This is a genomic window from Paenibacillus sp. FSL P2-0089 (assembly GCF_038595095.1).
Taxonomy (GTDB): Bacteria; Bacillota; Bacilli; order Paenibacillales; family Paenibacillaceae; genus Paenibacillus_AQ; species Paenibacillus_AQ silagei.
This window is the reverse complement of the sequence record NZ_CP152006.1, coordinates 659,907-677,701: the sequence shown is the minus strand read 5'-3', so window position 1 is coordinate 677,701 and position 17,795 is coordinate 659,907. Positions and strand designations below refer to the sequence as shown.

Here is a 17,795-nt window from a genome sequence, read left to right as displayed (position 1 = left end):
TTATGCTTTACAGCCTCTTAGGTTCATGATATCATCTAACACTGTAAGGTTCAATCTAACGCCGTTAGATTGACAAAAATCAGTGAAAGAAGTGATCCCTAATGGATACCGAAAACCTTTATTATTTTGAAAAAGCACCCATCACCAAAGCCGTCGCCCATTTCGCCGTGCCCATGATGTTAGGCACATCCATGAACGTCATCTATTCGATTCTGAATGCCTATTTCCTGGGCACTCTCCACAATACGGCCATGCTGACCGCACTCGCCTTGACCCTGCCGCTGTTCGCCATCATTATGGCACTGGGCAATCTGGTGGGCATCGGCAGCGGCACATATATCTCGCGGCTGCTTGGTGAGCACAAATACGACGAAGTGAAGCAAGTGTCTTCCTTCGCCTTTTACAGCAGTCTCGTGCTTGGCCTCCTCGTGATGGCCGTGGGCCTGCCGCTGATCGGCCCCATCCTGCACAGTCTGGGGGCAACGCCGGATTCCTATGGATTCACGAAGGATTATGTCACAGTCATGCTGATTGGCGCGCCGTTTGTCGTGTTGTTCTTTACGCTGGAGAATATGGTCCGCTCCGAGGGTGCAGCCATCGTCTCCATGATCGGTATGATGCTCAGCGTGGTGGTTAATATCCTGCTCGATGCACTGGTTATCTTCGTGCTCCACTGGGGTGTAATTGGCGTAGCGTCGGCAACGGTTGTGGCCAACATGGTTGCGAGTGCCTACTATGCATTCCATATGGGCTACAAAAGCCAATTCCTCACAGTCTCCTTCAAATGGTTCAAGGCCACCAAGGATATTCTCAGCAATGTGTTCAAAATCGGCGTTCCGGTCTTCATCATGAGTGTCTTTCTGGGAGCCATGTCGCTGATATTCAATCTGTTCCTGATCGAATATGGGGATGCGGCTGTAGCCGCTTACGGGATATCCTCAAGATTGCTGCAATTCCCCGAGTTTATTCTGATGGGCTTGTGCGAGGGAGTCGTGCCGCTCATTGCCTTCTCATTCACAGCGGATAAGCTGCGCATGAAGCATACCATCGGATTCACGGTCAAAGCGATGGCCGCCATGGCTGCCGTATTCGGCATCGTCGTCTATCTGATCTCCGACCATCTGATCGGTCTGTTCACCAGAGATCCGCAAATGATTCAAATGGGCAGCTACATTCTGCATGTCACCTTCTTGTCCTTATTCATATCAGGGCTGACCACCTTATTCATGGGGATCTTCCAGGCTACCGCGCAGGGAACGGCCGCATTCGTAATGTCGATTATTCAAGGGGTCACACTGATTCCTGTGCTCTTCTTCGCCAACCGGACGAATGGCTTCCATGGAGTGGTGTGGTCGCTGGTCATTGCCGATGCCGCTGCCTTCCTGGTCGGTGCCGCCATGCTGTACGCCCTGCGGCACAAGCTCCAGCCCGAACTGGAGAGTCTGGTTCATTAAGGGGGCTTAAGCCGTTTTTGAGAAATACAAGCAGCCGCAGGAAGCCCTTCCTGCGGCTGCTTTATGTTACTATGAAGGTTGTAACGAACGAATCCCATCTGCAGAAGGAGTCTGATCCGCTTGCACGCACCATCCCATCCTAACCACGACTCTCAGGACATCGAGGTCTACGATACAACCGAGCTATATGGTGAGACCGGACGGTTCCGGGTACTGCAATTCTCGGGGGAAGCTGTTCAGGGCGCACTGGATCTGGACCATCCGCGCCGGGTGATCTTCGAGTATCCCCGGGCGATGATTCATCTGATGGAGGCGGGCAATCCGCATTTCGAGCGTGTCTTCCTGATCGGACACGGGATTGGTACGATTGCCGGTTATTTCGCAGAGAAGCATTTTACGGTGGCTGAGGTGAATGCGAAGGTGGTGGAATACAGCAGAACCCGCTTTGGCTACACGCAGGATAACATCCTGATCGGTGACGGCCGGAGCCTGCTGGAAGCCGCGCCGGAACGCGGCCATGACTATATCCTGCTTGATGCCTTCACCGCTGCCGGGACGCCGCCTCATTTCACCACGCTGGAGTTCTTCCGCCTAACTCGTGCCAAGCTGAACGGACACGGCCAGATCATCATGAATCTGATGGGCCGCAGCGGCAATGACCGCTTCATCAGTGCTATTCATACCACACTCCGTGAAGTGTATCCATATACCAGAACCTTTGCCCTCCCGGCAGAAGGGACCGCCGATCTGCGCAATATCCTCATGACCGCCAGCGCCCGGCCCATTCCCTATCAGTCCCGCCACATGGCCGGCTTCTGCGAGATCACTCCGGGGATCGGTCATGTGATACGGGACCGGTAATGCAGCAGGCGTGCAGGTCCAGCAGGTTCTCCAAATTCAGCAAGTGAATAAACTGATGGTTGTCTTTATAGACGGCATCCAGCACCTCTGGATGCTGGAGAATGTGATCCGGCGCCTCATCCATGTGCTCCCTTGCGAGCAGTTGCACCGCTGACACCTGATCCACCCATATCCCTACCTCCTGTCCGGATACCTCGCAGATCAGAATCCGGGAGCCGGCCGTCTGTTCACCGCTGTCCATTTCGAGCTTGGGCCGTATGTCATAGACCGGGAACAGCAATCCGCGCAGATTGATCATTCCCAGGACATGAGCCGGGGCAGACACCAGCGAATGAATCTCAGGAACAGGTACAATCTCCTTCATTTGGCGGATCGGAATCCCGAAATCCAGCTTCTCCAGCTTGAAGGTGATATATTTCTCGCTCTGACTATCCTGATCGCCTGCCGTAACTGTGTTCTCTTGGAGCAGTGCATCGTGGGCCGAGCCTGTTTCCCTTGCAATCGAGCCTATATCCAGGATATGGGCCACTCGGCCGTCGCCAAGTATGGTTGAGCCTGCGATATAAGAAACGTTGCCTATGTAACTTCCCAGTGACTTGATGACAATCTCCTGATTGCCGATCGTCTGATCTACTACCAGACAGACCCGCTTATCCGCGAAGCCGACGATGACAACGAACAGCCGGCCGTTCACCGTATGCTCGCCTTCCTCCACTTGCAGCATATGGTGCAGACGGACAAGCGGAAGCACCTGATCGCGGAACTGGCAGACCTCCCGCCCCTGAATGGTAACAATATCCTCCGCCTTCATTCTGAATATTTCAATGACATTAATCAGCGGAATGGCAAAGGTACTGCTCCCCAGCTTAACCAGCAGGGAACGGATGATGGCAAGCGTCAGCGGGACCTTGATCGTGAATATACTCCCCTGATCAGGAACCGTCTCAATATCTATAATGCCATTTAATTTCTCTATATGTGCTTTGACAATATCCATGCCCACTCCGCGGCCGGATAAATCTGTGACCGTACGGGCTGTTGAGATGCCAGAGCGGAAAATGAGCATCACCAGCTCTTTGTCCGTCATACGCTTCACTTCATCAGTGGTGACGAAGCCTTTACGCACAGCGGCTTCTTTGACCTTGCCGGTATCAATGCCCCTGCCGTCATCGGATACCGTAATGACAATCATGTTCCCTTGATGACTTGCCCGCAGAGTAATGGTCCCTTTCCGCGGCTTGCAGAGAGCTGTACGTTCTTCCGGCAGCTCCAGCCCATGGTCCACGGCGTTGCGCAGAATATGGATCAGAGGATCGCTGATCTCCTCAATGAGGCTGCGGTCCAGCTCGGTCTCATTGCCCTCAATGATGAACTCGATCTCCTTGTTCGACTTCTGCGCCAAATCCCGGATCATCCTGGGGAAGCGGCCGAACAGATGCTCCATCGGCAGCATCCGGGTCTTCATCATCCCCTCCTGAAGATCGCTGATGACCATATTCAAATGTCCTGCGATATCATTAAGCAGATGAACATCACTGTTGTTCTTGAACTGCTCGCTCAATCTGGAACGGACACTGTGCAGCCTGGTATTATCTATAATCAGCTCTCCTACCAGATTCAGCAGTCCCTCCAGCCGCTCCACATCCACACGGACAGTCTGGGCCGCATAGCCGTTATTTTTCTGAGCCTCTTTTCCTTCGGTGAAGGTGTCGAGGTTTGCTTTCGTAATAGGATCTGTATGTATAATTTCAATCTGTGAGATTTCCTGCAGAGAGGACATCATATCCTGCCGGGACTGCTGCGTAAGCAGAATATATGCAATAGTACCGGAGAACTGCGCATCCCTCTCGAGGGCTTCCAGCTCGGGGAAGGTGGCAATAACCTCGCCCGTTTCCCGCAGCTTGGCTTCTACGAGCTTCGCTCGGACATATTTCATCGGCTCCTCAGCAGCAAGTTGAATATGAACCGCCATTGCCGCAGAGCCTTGATCTATAGCTGCCTGGATCTGCTCTTTACGGATATCATCGAAGATCATATCCGGCACAGGCCCCGCTTCTCCCTGCGGAAGCCCCTCTGCAGCAGGAGCGGGAGACTCGGCTGCTGTCTTCCGCAACTCTTTTAACCGGCGCAACAGCTCTGAGATGTCCCCTTCCTCCAGCGCACCGCTCAGAATGGATTGACGAAGCTCCTTAATGAAATCTACGCAATCAAAGAGAATGTTCAATAACTCGGAGGTTACGTCCAGCTGTCTGCCCCTGAGCAGCTCTAACACACTTTCCATCTGATGCGTCAGCCGGTTAAGCTGCTTGAAGCCCATGACCGCAGATGAGCCCTTGAGCGTATGCGCGCCCCGGAAGAGCCTCTGAATAATGTCATTCTGATACCCTTTGCTCTCCAGCATGAGCAGGGCCTCATCCAAATACCGCAGCTGCTCGTCCATTTCATCCAGAAAAACGCCCAAATACACCATATTATGAAACTCGTTCATCTCAGTTCTCCTCCCCGCCTTCATGCGTTGGCCTTCACCCGTCACTTAACAGACGCCCGATGTTCAGAATGCTGATCAGCTCCCCGGCACACATGCCGATCCCGTCCATGTACTGCACGCCCTGCACTTCATGGGATTCCAGAGGCGGCTCTACCTCATGAAAGGAAGCCACCTTTTCTACGGAATCCACCATAATCCCTATGGCCTCCTGCCGGTAATGTACCACTACGATCCTTGACCGGGTATCCGGTGGAGATTCTGCCAGGCCAAACCGCCTGCACAGACTGACCACCGGTATAATTTTGCCGCGTAAATTAATCACGCCCTTAATAAAAGACTTGCTGTTAGGCAAGGCTGTGATAGGCTCCATCTTGATAATCTCATTAATCTCCCGGATATCGATGGCCAGCTTCTCCTGTACCAGCCGGAAGATGATGTACTGCTCCGTTCGTGCAGCCAGCATGGCTTACTCCCCCTCTACAATCTGAACACCGAGACAGAGCTATTCAGTTCATCCGCCAAAGAGGCGAGCATTTGCGAGGAGGAGGCCGTCTCCTCGGCTGCTGCGGCGGATTCCTGGCTTCCGGCCGCAATGGATTCAATCGAGAGCAGCACCTCGTTCGTCTGCGCCGCCTGTTCCTCACAAGCCGCAGCGATGCCTGTAATCTGCTGGGTAGTATCATTGACGCGGGTAACGATACCATCGATCAGCCGCTCTGTACGCTCGGACAGGGCCGATACGTCACTGACAGCCTGCACACTCAGAACCGTATTCTTCTGCATCACCCGGATGATCAGGGCAATCTGTTTGGTCGCTTCACTGCTCCGTTCAGCCAGCTTGCGGACCTCATCGGCGACAACGGCGAAGCCCCGTCCCTGCTCACCGGCACGCGCTGCCTCAATCGCTGCATTGAGCGCCAGCAGATTGGTCTGCTCGGCAATCTCATCAATCACCTCGATTATTTCGCCGATCTTCTGGGAATCCTGCTCAAGCAGTTCCATCTTCTCCGACAGATTACTCATACCAAGGCCGGATTCTCTTACCGCAGTGCTTCCCTCCTCAGCACCCTGACGCGTCAGCAGCGACAGCTCCGATGCCTGCTCGGCATTCTTCGCAACCTCATCGATGCCCCGGGTCAGATCCTGAACCAGCTGATTGATATTTTGCGCCGCCTGGGCCTGGGATTGGCTGCCGCTGGCGATTTCTTCGGTGGTTGCCGATATTTCCTCAGAGGAGGCCGCGACACTTTGCGCCGCTTCGACCGTCCCGCCAATCAGCTTGCGCAGGCTGGTAATCATCTCATTGGCTGCTGCGGCCAGCCGGCCGAACTCATCCCGGTTCTTGATCGTAATCTCCTCCCTGAGGTCACCGCCTGCCATGCGGACCATCGCAGCGAGCAGCTTGGATACCGGACCGACGATGCCCTGCGAGATCACGATGCCCAGCGCAATGGCTGCAAGTGCCGCAAGGATGGAGATGATCAGGATCATCAATCTTCCCGAGGTATAGCTGGCAACCGTAGAGTCGATCCGTTCATCTGCACCTTCAATTACATTACTGGCGGCCAGATCGGCGGTATCCTGAGCCTTCTGCAAATCAGGCAGTGCGTCGATTAAGACGCCGTAGGCCTGCGTATTCTGATCTTTATCCAGCAGGTCATTGACTTTGGGTACGGATTGGTTATAGTTATCCACGCTCTGCTTAATGATCTCTAACGCAGCCCGTTGATCCGCATTCAGTGCGAGCTCTCCATAGACCTTCATCCGTTCAGCAATTTTGTCCTGATCCGCTTTAATAACTGCCTGAATCTCCTCCTTCACCGAATCATCGGTTTCGAGGATAAGCTTGAACAGATCACCGCGCAGCTTGTACAGCTCGGTCCGGATCTCAGCAATATTGACGAGCGCGGGGAAGTTGTAGCTCTGCATCTGTACAGAGTTGCTGTTCATGCCCGCCATTTTCATAATCGATAGCCCGCTGATAAATATAAGCAACGCTACAATAACCAGAAAGCCTCCCAACAATTTGGTGCGGATGTTTAGTTTCAAATGAAGCACTCCTCAATATGTATTTTGTCGAGCCTACAAAGCTTCCCCTATTATGTATAACGTAAGGCCTCTGCGCCTATCGCCATTGGTTCCTAAGTTTCGACATAATCTTCCTGTTTTCTACAGGCCTTCTTTCCTTTATCAAGTGGAAACGGCTTTGCCGTCCTTTTAAAGGACGGTACCGTTTCAGCGAGGAATAGAAGGATAATGTATAGCGTGAAACCCATAAATTCTTATATTTGCACAAAAAAAGCAATGTACGCTTACATGCTGCGTAATCATTGCTTTTATAAAGAATCTTTTTTGCCGGTAGCTTGATATATTTGCGAGATCGCCTGTGATCTGCTATGCACACCAAGCTTCTCGTAGATTTTGGTTATGTGATTCTTGACAGTATGCGTACTGATAAACAGTTTCTCCGCAATTTGCTTGTTATTGAGGCCTGTCAGCAGACCATCCAGGATATCGTTTTCCCGGGTAGTAAAACGTACGCCTCCCTCTTGCTGCACTGCAACCGGCGGAGGAGCTATCAGTTGCTCAAAGGAACGCATAAGTGGCTCGGGCACGGGTATAGGAAGTGTTTCCTTCCATTGCCTGCCGCCCTGCTCCGTATACTTCGTGAGCATAAGCAAGACCTTCGCCAAGTACAGATGGGAACTTTCTCCTACATCCTCTTGCCCATTGTAATCCGTCAGGTAATAGTGCATATGGCGCAAAACACATACAGCAGGAATATCACCCAGGTATTTGATCAGCAGCCCTATAGGATATGGAGCAAGGAGCGCGGCCTGGCCAATCCATTCCATCTCTTCCGCAGAGTGACTTAACGGCTCCAACAAGTCCTGTGCAAGCCTTCGGATATCTGCAGCTCTGCTATGTACTACCGGCTGCTGTATCAGCAGATTATCCTGGAGCAGCCGCATGAAGTCAGTTCCGGAGGGCGTGTTCTGAGGCTGCTGGGCAAGCAGCTTGGTCACTAGCAGCACATTGGTCATATGAAAAATCGTTTCATATTCCCGCCGCTGCCCCTCATCACTGAACTGGACCGTGAATAACCCCAGCAGCCTTTGTTCAAATACCATAGGATGCTCTACCAGCTGCCAGCTCTTCCATTCCCGCCGGATCGGCTTGTTCAGCAGGTTGAACCCCGGTATCCCGTCAGCGAAATAGATCTGTTCAGCATCTTCTGCGTAGACGGTGTACAGTTCATTTGGAGCAGAAGAGGAAGAATAGATCCTCAGTCCGGCCTCGTCAGGCGTATGTAATAACAAGCACATGAACGGACTGCCTAGCTGCTGCTGGAAAAACTCAATGAACAGCTGCAGGTAATCCTCCTTATCCTGAGTAACCAGAATCCCTTGGACAATTTCTTTATAGGCATCATGCCTCTTCCTTTGACGTTCATACAGCGCTTCGCTCTCCATATGATACATGGAAGCAGCGAGCTGATGGGCCACCAGCATACCCATATCAGCCTGCTCCTCCGTCAGCTCCGGGCGGACCGGGTCTCCGGCATACAATAATCCATACAGCTTGTCCTTGTATTTGATGGGATAGCAGATTAGCACCTTTGGCCTTACCCCATGCGCAGCAAAAAAAGAAATCCGCAGATCGCGGTCAGCATTCCTCCAGTACCCCATTTGCTTGGAGAGCCCCACCTGTCCCAGAAATCCCTCACCGTAAAAAAAAGAAGCCCCCTGCAGGGAGTTATCCTTCGGCATACCGGTTGTCTCCACCACTGTGAATTGGTCCCCGTCTGCAGCATTACTGGCATAGCCCGCAAATTCCACTCCCAGAATACGTACCACAATGCCCAGTATTCCTTGCAGCCACTCCGGGCTCGCCGGGTCCAGCAGATAAATCAGATTCATAAGCTGCAGGTCATACGCAGAATATTCTCCGCCCTGCTCCCGTTCAAGCAGAGCCTGCACGGTATCAGCCAGTATATCCAATTGGCTGATAATCCTGGCGACGCCCTCCTGATCCAATACCGGTACCTTATCCAGAGCCTGAATCCAGTCCTCGCATTCTCCGGGGGGAACGGTTTCATGAATCCTGCCGGTAATCAGCTCTTTCGTACAACCGTCCACCCAGACGCCTGTCAGAATATAATAGGGCCTTTGCTTACAGATCCCGATGGAGGTAATCAGCATTTTCAGCCCGGAGCGGGTTTCATAGACAATAGTTTTCGATACATTCCTGACCTTCTCCAGCAGGTTCGCAATTGCATGTTCAGCGGTTGCACAAGGAGAACCGAACAACAGAGATGCCATCTCGGTTAAGCCGGAGGGTTCTGTTATTCGTTTGTCCGCTTGATCGGTAATAATAATTGTCAATCCGCATAATGATGCGTATGCGTCTTGCAAAGACTGCAGATTTCGGCGGAGCTTGTTCTTCATTGCTTATTCCTCGCTTTCCCCTCCAAAATTCGCCATTGCAGGACCCATTCCCTGCTTTTCCCGCTTTCCATTCTACAAACGCAGTATTATTGACCGGGAATCCGGGCAAAAATATGCGCGAATGCGAAATTAATAATCTGCTCAACTCGCCCGCCGCTCTCTGATCTCCATTCAACTGCCTTCCCGCGATATCTAGCGTGACCCAGATTATGCGGCCGCCCAATGTGATCGGTTTTTCGATTTCATTTGGTCCACGCACCCCTCGCCAGCCAAATGTAATCGGTTTTTCGATTACATTCCGCTCTCGCACCCCCCACCAGCAAAATGTGTTCGGTTTTTCGATTACATTCCGCCCACGCATCCCCGTCTAGCCATAAGAGGCAGCTTCACCTTCCTCCTCCCGCGACAAAAACACCGGCGCTGAAATTCAGCACCGGTGCCTGTGGCATTGCTCTATATACGGCTGCGGTAAGCCGTGTCCCGTCCGTGCACAATCCGTTCCCCCACCCGCGCAGCCGCTCATCTGCTCAGCTGTACCAGAATCTGCGGGTCTTTGATCTTCGTATCATCAGCGAGCAGCACGACCTTGGAGAGTACCTCCGCTGTACGCGGGTCCTCGTCCAGGAAGGGCAGGAACAACCGCCCCCGGTGCTGCGAATGCACCGGAATAATGGACAGGGCGCCCGCGGCCTGCTTGTACGCCTGGCCGCTGCCCAGATGCACAGCATACTCGCCCAGTGTACCGTCAATCCGTGCATAATTGCCGTCCAGTCGGACGTTCTCAATCTTCAGCAGCCGCAGCGATTCGCTGACGATGACCCGGCGCATCTCTACAGTCGTCAGGCTCGCTTCCGGATCGACGCCGCCGACATGGGCCACGCTAACGACCAGATCCACATCCCGCATAACCTCCGAGAACAGCACTGGCGGCACCTGATCGAGCGGCACGCCCTTGTACGTCTTCCGGTCGAAGAACTGCACTGTCTCCAATGTCGGCGCTTCGGTATCGGCCGGTGAGAACCAGTCCGCCATGGCATAGAGCCGGACGATCAGGTTCTCGGCATAGAACACCTTCTGCAGCCCTTCCTCATAGCTGACCGTCCACTGCCGCCCCTTCAGAAGGGCGACCGTCTTGCTCGGCTGCACCTGATGGCCCGCATAACGGCGGGACAGCACGCCATGGGCCAGCTCATCCTCATTCGGCAGATACAGCTCGCGGAAGACCTGCTTGAACGGCTGGCGGAGCTGACGGTCGAACAGATCCTTCTGGTACAGGCTCCATTGTCCGCTGCGGTATAGATCCAGCGGATGGGCTATCCGCAGCACAGTCTCCCCGCTCAGGGCCGTGGATTCACCCGCAGGACTTACCAGCGCCCCCTGATCCGCATCGTAATATCCCAACGCATCGCCGCTCATCAGCACCAGCTTGCTAATCAGCGGTGCCAGCACCGGATTCCGGCTCAGCCCGGCAATCTCTGCCGGCGTGAAGCCGCTGCCGGACTCCATCGACCGCTCCAGTTCAGCCCGGGCGCGCCGGAACTGCCCGGTAAGCTCGCTCTTGGCCTCCTTCAGCGCTTCAATCCACTCATGCTTCTTGAAGCGTGCGGGCACCGACTTCAGCGCCTTCCCCTTGCTGGTCACCACATAATCGCTTTGCCCTTCTTCGTCGATACTAAGCGAGACGAAGGTCTCTGCGTCCAGCTCATACGGCTCGAAGTACGCAGCATAATCATCCAGCTTGCGCGCCTCCATATCCCAGATCAGGCGGGTGACATCGGCATATCCGGCATTGCGCGCCAGGTTGCCAAGAGCAATCTGTACGGCCTGGCCTTCGCTGGCGCGGCGCTGTGCGCCGAACTTCTTGCTCTCCGCCAGGAAGCGCTGGATGAACTCATAACGCACGCGGATATCCTGCTCGCGGTCTTCTCCCAGCGGAATCAGACTATAGCTGAGCAGATGATCCTTGCCCCGCTTCTGCTCCACAGACTGCTTCATCTCTTCCAGGTTCAGCTTGCCGAGCGTGGCGTCGGCGAACAGCTGGGAACGGCGGTGGTTCGCACCGGCAGAGATGTACTTGGCACAGTCATAGAGCAGCTCGAACCGCTCTTGTCCAAGCTCCTTGTAGGCGGACTGGAACCAGTTCACATCGAAGGCGCCGTCGTTGAACTCCTGCGGCGTGATCGGCGAGTAATGCGCCACCACCGTCTCTTTTTCGGCCGAGAAGCTCTCGTTAATGTGGGCGTGGAAGTACCAGGCCCCGCTGCGAAGCCCTTCCCAGCCCAGGTATTCGGCAATGATCTCGATCCACTGCGGGGCGTACATGGCGGCTTCCAGCAGCTTTTGATCGGACAGCTTGTACTCCTGCAGCAAGGTCTTCAGGAGCTCCGCATTATCGCCCTCACGCGGATAACATACCTTGAGCAGATGGCTGAAGGACTCCTTCTTCGTAATATTGTTGCCATAGCCATACACGTACCCGCGCACGAAGGTATCCTTGTTCAGCCCTGACAGGATACGGATACAATACTCCAGGCCCTCTATCCGCTGCAGCCCCATTGTCATGCCGGTCACCTCAGTCGGCAGGTCGCCGCGCCCCAGCTCAATGGCCAGCAGACGGTCGATGATCCGTGTGCGTAGTCCAACCATCTGTGGACTGTCTTCGATCCAATCATATCTGCGTGAACTGATCCAGCTCATATGGTTGCGTGCATCCTTACTCAGCAGCAGCTCCTTAAGCAGCGTCTCTTCGCGGATGATTCCACCGGTGAAGGCCTCAACGTAGTGCTTCAGTCCGATGATGCTGTCCCGCTCTTCGCCTCCGCTGATCCCCTCGAACCGGTAGCAGGTACGGAACATCTCCTTGAACTCCTCTGCTCCGTTCCATAGCTTCTGCACCATATCGACCCACGGATCAGCCAGCACAGACAGGAAAGGCCAGTCCGCCGCAAGCTTCTCCTCCGGGAACGCAGCCATCAGCGCATTCACCGCACCATTCACTTGGCGGAAGCCCTCCGGGCTCTTGTGGTCCGCGCGGTACGCATTCAGCAGCGTCTCTACCTGCCATCTGTACTTCAGCTTGTCTACTAGCTTCAACACAGCCTCGATCTGCTCCAGCGGGTAGACCCCTGACGCGAACTCCTTGCGCCACCCGGACAGCAGCTTCTGCTTACTAAGTTCCTTATCATCAATTCCTAAGGTGTCGTAACCGTCATAGTTATCCAGGGTCTCATCCAGCTCTTCCAGGCTGATATAGAAGTTCAACTCTATCAGATCCCGGGCGCTCCAGCCGCTCTTGTCCCAATATTCAGCCCATGCTTCATGCAGTGGGTACTGCTCAAGGGCGGATTTGCCACTCTCCTCATCGTTAATTAAGTACCCCTGCAACGGTCTGAGGTTGGTGCCGATCAGCACCGTGTCCTTATACCCGCTGTAATACTCAACCTCGTACTCTACGTCGCGGTGCTTGTGGATCGTGTTGTCCAGTCCCTTAAGGAATGTATTGATCTGCTCCAAGGACAGCTTGAACACCTGATCCCAGGCGAATCCGTCAAGTACCGGCCCCTGCGTCAGCCACTCCTCCGACTGCTTGGGATCGAACAAGCCGAAGCCGTTCGCCTTGGTATACTCATTCTTCTGACTCAGCCTCGCAATCAGCTCGCGCTCCTGGTCGGAAGGCTTCTCCAGCGCCTCTGCCAGCGGACGCACTGCTTCAAAGAGTGCCTGCCGCTCTTCATCCTGGAACAACACGGTCATAATCTCCAGCCCTGCCTGCCGCTGCAGGGCATTCTTGCCCTGCACCAGTCTGTGGACGGACTCCTTCAGCGCTTCATCCGGCTGATTCAGCAGCATCCGGGTCACGCTCTGCCGCAGCGTACCGGTCTTAAGCTTCAGCAGCCCTTCGGCCATCAGCAGCTCATCCTCCGCCAGGGTTAGCCCCTGCGCCAGGTCCAGCGCCAGCTCCCGGTTCTTGATACTCTTGTCGGAGAGGCTGGCGAAGATGAATTCGCGCTGTACGGTATCCTCCGTATGCTGCACGAAGTAATTCAGCAGCTCCCCCCGTATGTCCGTGCTGAGCTTGTCCTTCAGCGCCAGCAATTCATTCACCCAGGCCGGGTCCATATCATAGGAGATCAGATAAAGCATCTTTTGGACCGGCAGATCACGGGTGTAGCTGACCTGCAGGAAATCCAGCACCTTAGAGGTACCGGTCAGCTCCCGGCTGTCCGGATTCAGGAAGATGTCCTTCAGCAGGCTGAAGTCGCGCTGCCGCTCGCTTTTATCCTCAAGCTGCGGGCTGGTTACGACCTCGATCTTAGGCCCATTATCCTTCGGTCCTCTCCACATCCGGTTATAATCATAATTATAGTTCGTCAGAATCCAGTACAGCAGCTCCGGCTCTTGCTCCTTCAGATACTTCCGGGCGCTGCTCAGGCGCACCTCCCGGTTCTGGCTGCCGGAAAGTACATACTCTGCTACAATCTTCTGGTAGGACTGGCCCTGTTCCATCAGGACATCCACCTTGCCGATCAGTTCATTCTCCTCATAGACAGCCGTCCCCCACAAGCTCAGGTAGACATGGTTGGCATTCTCGCTGGTCAGCCAGTCAGCCCGCAGCGCTTCATCCGTCAGCACCTGATAGGCTCCTTCAATCAGTTGCTTCGCCACCCGCTGGTTCTGGGCTTCCAGGCCCATCCCCGTCCATACGCCCAGGGCACGCACAACCGAGCTGTAGCGCACGAGATCATTGTCCAGAATCACTTTCAACATATACAGGTTGTTCTCTATCGTCCCCTCATCCATCGTCTCCATAATGGACTGCCGCAGTCCCTCCTGCAGCCGGGCAGCGAGCAGCAGCTCGCCAATCATCTGAACAGCAGCCTGGTTATGGCTGAGGAATGCACCTTTTATCATATTGCGGCTCAGCAGCGCCCCCTGGTTGTCCCCGTACACCGCATCCTTAAGCAGCTCCTCCATTCCGCTGCCGCTGCGGTCCAGCTCATAGGCGATTACATCGGGAACGGCAACATCTACACGGTAAGAGATACTGTAATCCTTTTCATAATCCCCCTTCAGGTACTCCGGTAACGAGAATTCAATTAGCTCCATATAGATCAGGGCATTGATTTTGCGGAGGATCTGCATCCGGTGCGCCTGAACCTCCCGGGTCCGGAACGGCCGGCGCAGATACCCTATGGAATAAGGGTACTCCACTGCATGCTTAACTATGTAACGGGCAAGCTCAACGGTATGTGTGCTGTACAGCTGCTGCATGATCCCCATCAGCGGCTCCCAGTATCCGGTAAAATCAGCCTGAGCCGCCGCAGCGCGATCATCCATGATAACAAGGAAGCGGTCCAGCGAATCCTCCCCTTCATGAAGGTAGCGGTTCTTGCTGAACTCCGCGAGCAGGCCTGCCAGCTCCGCGCCTTCCCCCTTCAGCCCCTTGGCTTTGTTCTCAACATCCGCGTACCACTGAGTCTCCCACTCTGCATTTCCGATTTTCATCCTGTCATCTCCCTCACCATAGTCTTCCTGCCAGCATCGTGAACCGGATCAGCGTCAGCTCATCGCCCTCTTCGAGCCTCAGCGGCTCATCCAGCGCGGAACATTCCGCTTCCTGCACGAATACCTTGTACAATCCGTCTTCGTAAGCAAGCAGTGCTGCAGCCGTAGCCTGCTCTACCTCAGGCTTCGTCTCACCGTACACCGTACCGAATCCGACCTTGCCGTTATCGCCCTGCTCCGCAATTTCATTTGCGGTCAGGTAAGGGATTAGATCTCCCCGCTCCTGCCGCTCCAGCATCGCCTGCACCTGCCCGGCTACAATCTCCGAGATCAACGCGCGCAGCGTCTGCGGACGGTCAGCAAGCAGCAGTTCTTTACGCTCCAGCACCGGCCTGCGTTTGCCCAGGCTTTTGACGGTTACATACAGCTTCATGGCCTTCCCTCCTTACCTCAATAGCTCTATTCGACAGATTATCTAGTTCATTACCCGATTTCCCAGAAATCAACCCGTTCCCCCGCCGAAAATTCAAATTTGTGCGGATACAGGGCATCCGGTATCTGTACAGCTCTTTTTTTGCTAAAATAGAAGGGTCGGCGCATTTCCGTGCAATCCTGGCGCCAGTCACTGAAACGGAGGCATTACCTGTGGATTATATTATTCTGGACATCGAATTCAACGGCCGCAAATTTGCCAGCGAGCATCCTATGGAGGTCATTGAGATCGGAGCGGTCCGGTTAGACGCTTCATTGCAGGTTAAGGATGAATTCTCAGCCTTAATCAGACCCATATACTTCTCCACCCTGAATTCATTCATCAAGAAAAAAACCGGCATCCCCCAAGAGGATATCGACGTCGCCAGCCGGTTCCCGAAGGTCATTACCGCCTTCAGAGCGTGGCTTGACCAGAGCGCTGACGGCGTGCTGCTCTTAACCTGGGGCGGCGAGGATATGAAGCGGATTATCCAGGATGTGCGGATGCACAAGATGGATGATGCCTACTGGATGGAGGCCACCTACTTCGATCTGCTTAAGGGCGTCCTGCGCGCCCGCGGCCTCAGTAACGACATCAGCGTCGAAGGGGCCATGGCCCTCTTCGGCCTGGAGCCTTCCGGCTCCGCCCACCGCGCGCTGGACGATGCCAAGATGACGGCGGAGATCTTCCGCGCAGTCTTCAGCGAGCTGGACTTCGGCCGTGCCCAGCACTATGTCGATACCTTCTCGAACGCAAGGGAACGCAAGACGGTTAAGATCGCCATCAAAGCCATGACCGCCCAAAAAATCGTCCCCACCTGGGAGCTGGTCGCCGAGCATTACTTCCCTGCGGAGGATGCCTTGGCGGACCCCCGGAAGCTGGCAGAGCTTAAGGCGTATTTCACCGCCCAGCTTAGCAAGAAATAACCCCATATGCCCGCGCAGCAGCGGCAATCTCCCGAGGCATAGCCTGGGCGGTTGCCGCTGTTTGCTTTTCCAGCACACGGTTACCCGCCCTGCTGTCTGGTTATTATACAAATTAAGAGTTGACCTTGCCGTTACGTCAAAGTATACAGTTAGATCTGTAAGCGGCCGCTTACCCGGCGGGAACGCCTTGAACCCGTTCTCTGCTGTATACGCCAAGACAGATTGGAGGCAGATTAGACCATGGAATATACGGTGCAGAAGCTGGGGACACTCGCGGGGATCAGTGCACGGACCCTGCGGTATTACGATGAATTCGGTATTCTGAAGCCAGCCAGAATCAGTTCCTCGGGATACCGGATCTACGGCCAGACTGAGGTAGACCTGTTGCAGCAGATTCTCTTCTACCGGGAACTGGGCCTCGGCCTGGAGGCGATCAGAGATATTGTCCATTCGCCCTCCTTCGACGGCGCCCGCGCCCTGCGTGAGCACCATGACCAGCTGCTTCAGCGGAGACAGCAGCTGGACCGGCTCATCGCGAACGTCGAGCAGACCATTGCACACACAGAAGGGAGAAGTCCAATGAGTAATCAGGAGAAATTCGCAGGCTTCAAGCAGAAGCTGATTGACGATAACGAGCAGAAGTACGGCCAGGAGATCCGGGAGAAATACGGCGCGGAAGCTGTGGAGCAGTCAAACCGCAAGCTCAGCCATATGACGGAGGAGCAGTACGCTGCCCTTCAGCAGCTTGAGGCTGATATGTTCGCATCACTGGAGCAGGCGATGGAGGAAGGCGACTCGGCAAGCGAACTGGCGCAAAAGGCCGCCCATCTGCACCGCCAGTGGCTCAGCTTTTATTGGGCTACGTACACCAAGGAAGCCCACGCCGGCGTTGCCCAGATGTATGTCGATGATGAGCGCTTCACCGCTTATTACGACCAGCGCCGCCCCGGCATGGCCGCGTTCCTGCGGGATGCAGTGCATGTGTATACTGGAGCGAAGCAGTAGACGTAATCGTTTGGCATAGCAAAGAGGTAGCCGTTCAATCCGGCTGCCTCTTTTTTACATATCAATCATCATCCTCGTCGGAATCCGTATCGGTGTACACAACCTTGGCAGTATACGCATCGACACCTACTTCTGTCTTGACCTGCCCGTTCCTGACTTCAACCTCATAGACAGCTCCTCCATGGTCCCGGTCCAGATCAATCTCGGTGATCGTCCCCTTCACAGCAGCTTGAGCCACCTCAGCCGCCTTGCCTGCGGTAATCAGCTTGCCGCCTGAGGCCGGAGCTGCCTTATGAGAGTCATCATCGTCTGCATCCTTGCGCACACTGATCACTTTTCCCGAATAGGCATCTACCCGGACATCTACCTCCTGCTTGGTCTGCTGAATTTCAATATCGTAATACGTGCCGCTGGCCTTCTTCTCCAGATCGATGCTCTCCACCTGTCCCGGAGCTGCCTTCAGGGCAATCTGCTCGGCTTTGCTTACACTAATTAACGTTTTGCTCTGACTCTTCGCGGATGCGGCTGCATCTGCCGTACTGCCCTTCAGCTCGCCTATACCATAAGCGCCTCCGAGAATAAGTGCTGCCGCCGTGATACTGCTCCATATCTTTGTCTTCAATGTTAACGCCTCCT

The 17,795-nt window shown here is 54.5% G+C and carries 12 protein-coding genes; 5 read left to right on the top strand and 7 right to left on the bottom strand.

Features of this window, described 5'->3' with window-relative positions; all coding sequences use genetic code 11:
- Positions 1–101: 101 nt before the first annotated feature.
- From NST69_RS02755 to NST69_RS02745, 3 genes are read left to right on the top strand one after another with little or no spacing between them, the layout of a single operon-like run.
- Positions 102–1,454: an MATE family efflux transporter gene (locus NST69_RS02755; protein ID WP_036731234.1), complete on the top strand. Its 1,353-nt coding sequence runs from the start codon at positions 102–104 to the stop codon at positions 1,452–1,454.
- 17 nt (positions 1,455–1,471) lie between these two features.
- Positions 1,472–1,597 carry a hypothetical protein gene (locus NST69_RS02750; RefSeq protein WP_268748485.1) on the top strand — a complete coding sequence of 42 codons (126 nt, stop codon included), beginning with the start codon at positions 1,472–1,474 and terminating at the stop codon, positions 1,595–1,597.
- A complete protein-coding gene (locus NST69_RS02745) occupies positions 1,575–2,315 on the top strand; it encodes a fused MFS/spermidine synthase (protein WP_342548416.1) in 741 nt (246 codons plus the stop codon). Before NST69_RS02750 ends, NST69_RS02745 begins: the two co-directional genes overlap by 23 nt.
- Here NST69_RS02745 and NST69_RS02740 read toward each other — a convergent pair.
- The 6 genes from NST69_RS02740 to NST69_RS02715 all read right to left on the bottom strand — a co-directional run bounded on the left by NST69_RS02740 (position 2,278) and on the right by NST69_RS02715 (position 15,189).
- Positions 2,278–4,803, bottom strand: a complete 2,526-nt coding sequence (locus NST69_RS02740) for a chemotaxis protein CheW (protein ID WP_342548415.1) — start codon at positions 4,801–4,803, stop codon at positions 2,278–2,280. The genes NST69_RS02745 and NST69_RS02740 overlap by 38 nt on opposite strands.
- Before the next feature lie 34 nt (positions 4,804–4,837).
- A complete protein-coding gene (locus NST69_RS02735; RefSeq protein ID WP_342548414.1) occupies positions 4,838–5,266 on the bottom strand; it encodes a chemotaxis protein CheW in 429 nt (142 codons plus the stop codon).
- A gap of 14 nt (positions 5,267–5,280) precedes the next feature.
- Positions 5,281–6,852: a methyl-accepting chemotaxis protein gene (locus NST69_RS02730; protein WP_342548413.1), complete on the bottom strand. Its 1,572-nt coding sequence runs from the start codon at positions 6,850–6,852 to the stop codon at positions 5,281–5,283.
- Positions 6,853–7,139: 287 nt separating this feature from the next.
- Positions 7,140–9,251 carry a LuxR C-terminal-related transcriptional regulator gene (locus NST69_RS02725; protein ID WP_339253697.1) on the bottom strand — a complete coding sequence of 704 codons (2,112 nt, stop codon included), beginning with the start codon at positions 9,249–9,251 and terminating at the stop codon, positions 7,140–7,142.
- 519 nt (positions 9,252–9,770) lie between these two features.
- Positions 9,771–14,756: a DUF4132 domain-containing protein gene (locus NST69_RS02720; protein ID WP_342548412.1), complete on the bottom strand. Its 4,986-nt coding sequence runs from the start codon at positions 14,754–14,756 to the stop codon at positions 9,771–9,773.
- A 13-nt stretch (positions 14,757–14,769) separates the two neighbouring features.
- Entirely contained in the window at positions 14,770–15,189 is a 420-nt protein-coding gene (locus NST69_RS02715) for a hypothetical protein (RefSeq protein ID WP_036731220.1), read from the bottom strand.
- Between the two features lie 212 nt (positions 15,190–15,401).
- Here NST69_RS02715 and NST69_RS02710 point away from each other — a divergent pair, with 212 nt between their 5' ends.
- Together NST69_RS02710 and NST69_RS02705 are read left to right on the top strand one after the other, a co-directional pair.
- Positions 15,402–16,154 carry a 3'-5' exonuclease gene (locus tag NST69_RS02710; protein ID WP_339253694.1) on the top strand — a complete coding sequence of 251 codons (753 nt, stop codon included), beginning with the start codon at positions 15,402–15,404 and terminating at the stop codon, positions 16,152–16,154.
- 240 nt (positions 16,155–16,394) lie between these two features.
- Entirely contained in the window at positions 16,395–17,159 is a 765-nt protein-coding gene (locus NST69_RS02705) for a MerR family transcriptional regulator (protein ID WP_342548411.1), read from the top strand.
- Positions 17,160–17,220: 61 nt separating this feature from the next.
- Here NST69_RS02705 and NST69_RS02700 read toward each other — a convergent pair whose 3' ends face one another.
- Positions 17,221–17,781, bottom strand: a complete 561-nt coding sequence (locus NST69_RS02700) for a PepSY domain-containing protein (protein WP_342548410.1) — start codon at positions 17,779–17,781, stop codon at positions 17,221–17,223.
- Positions 17,782–17,795: the final 14 nt, after the last annotated feature.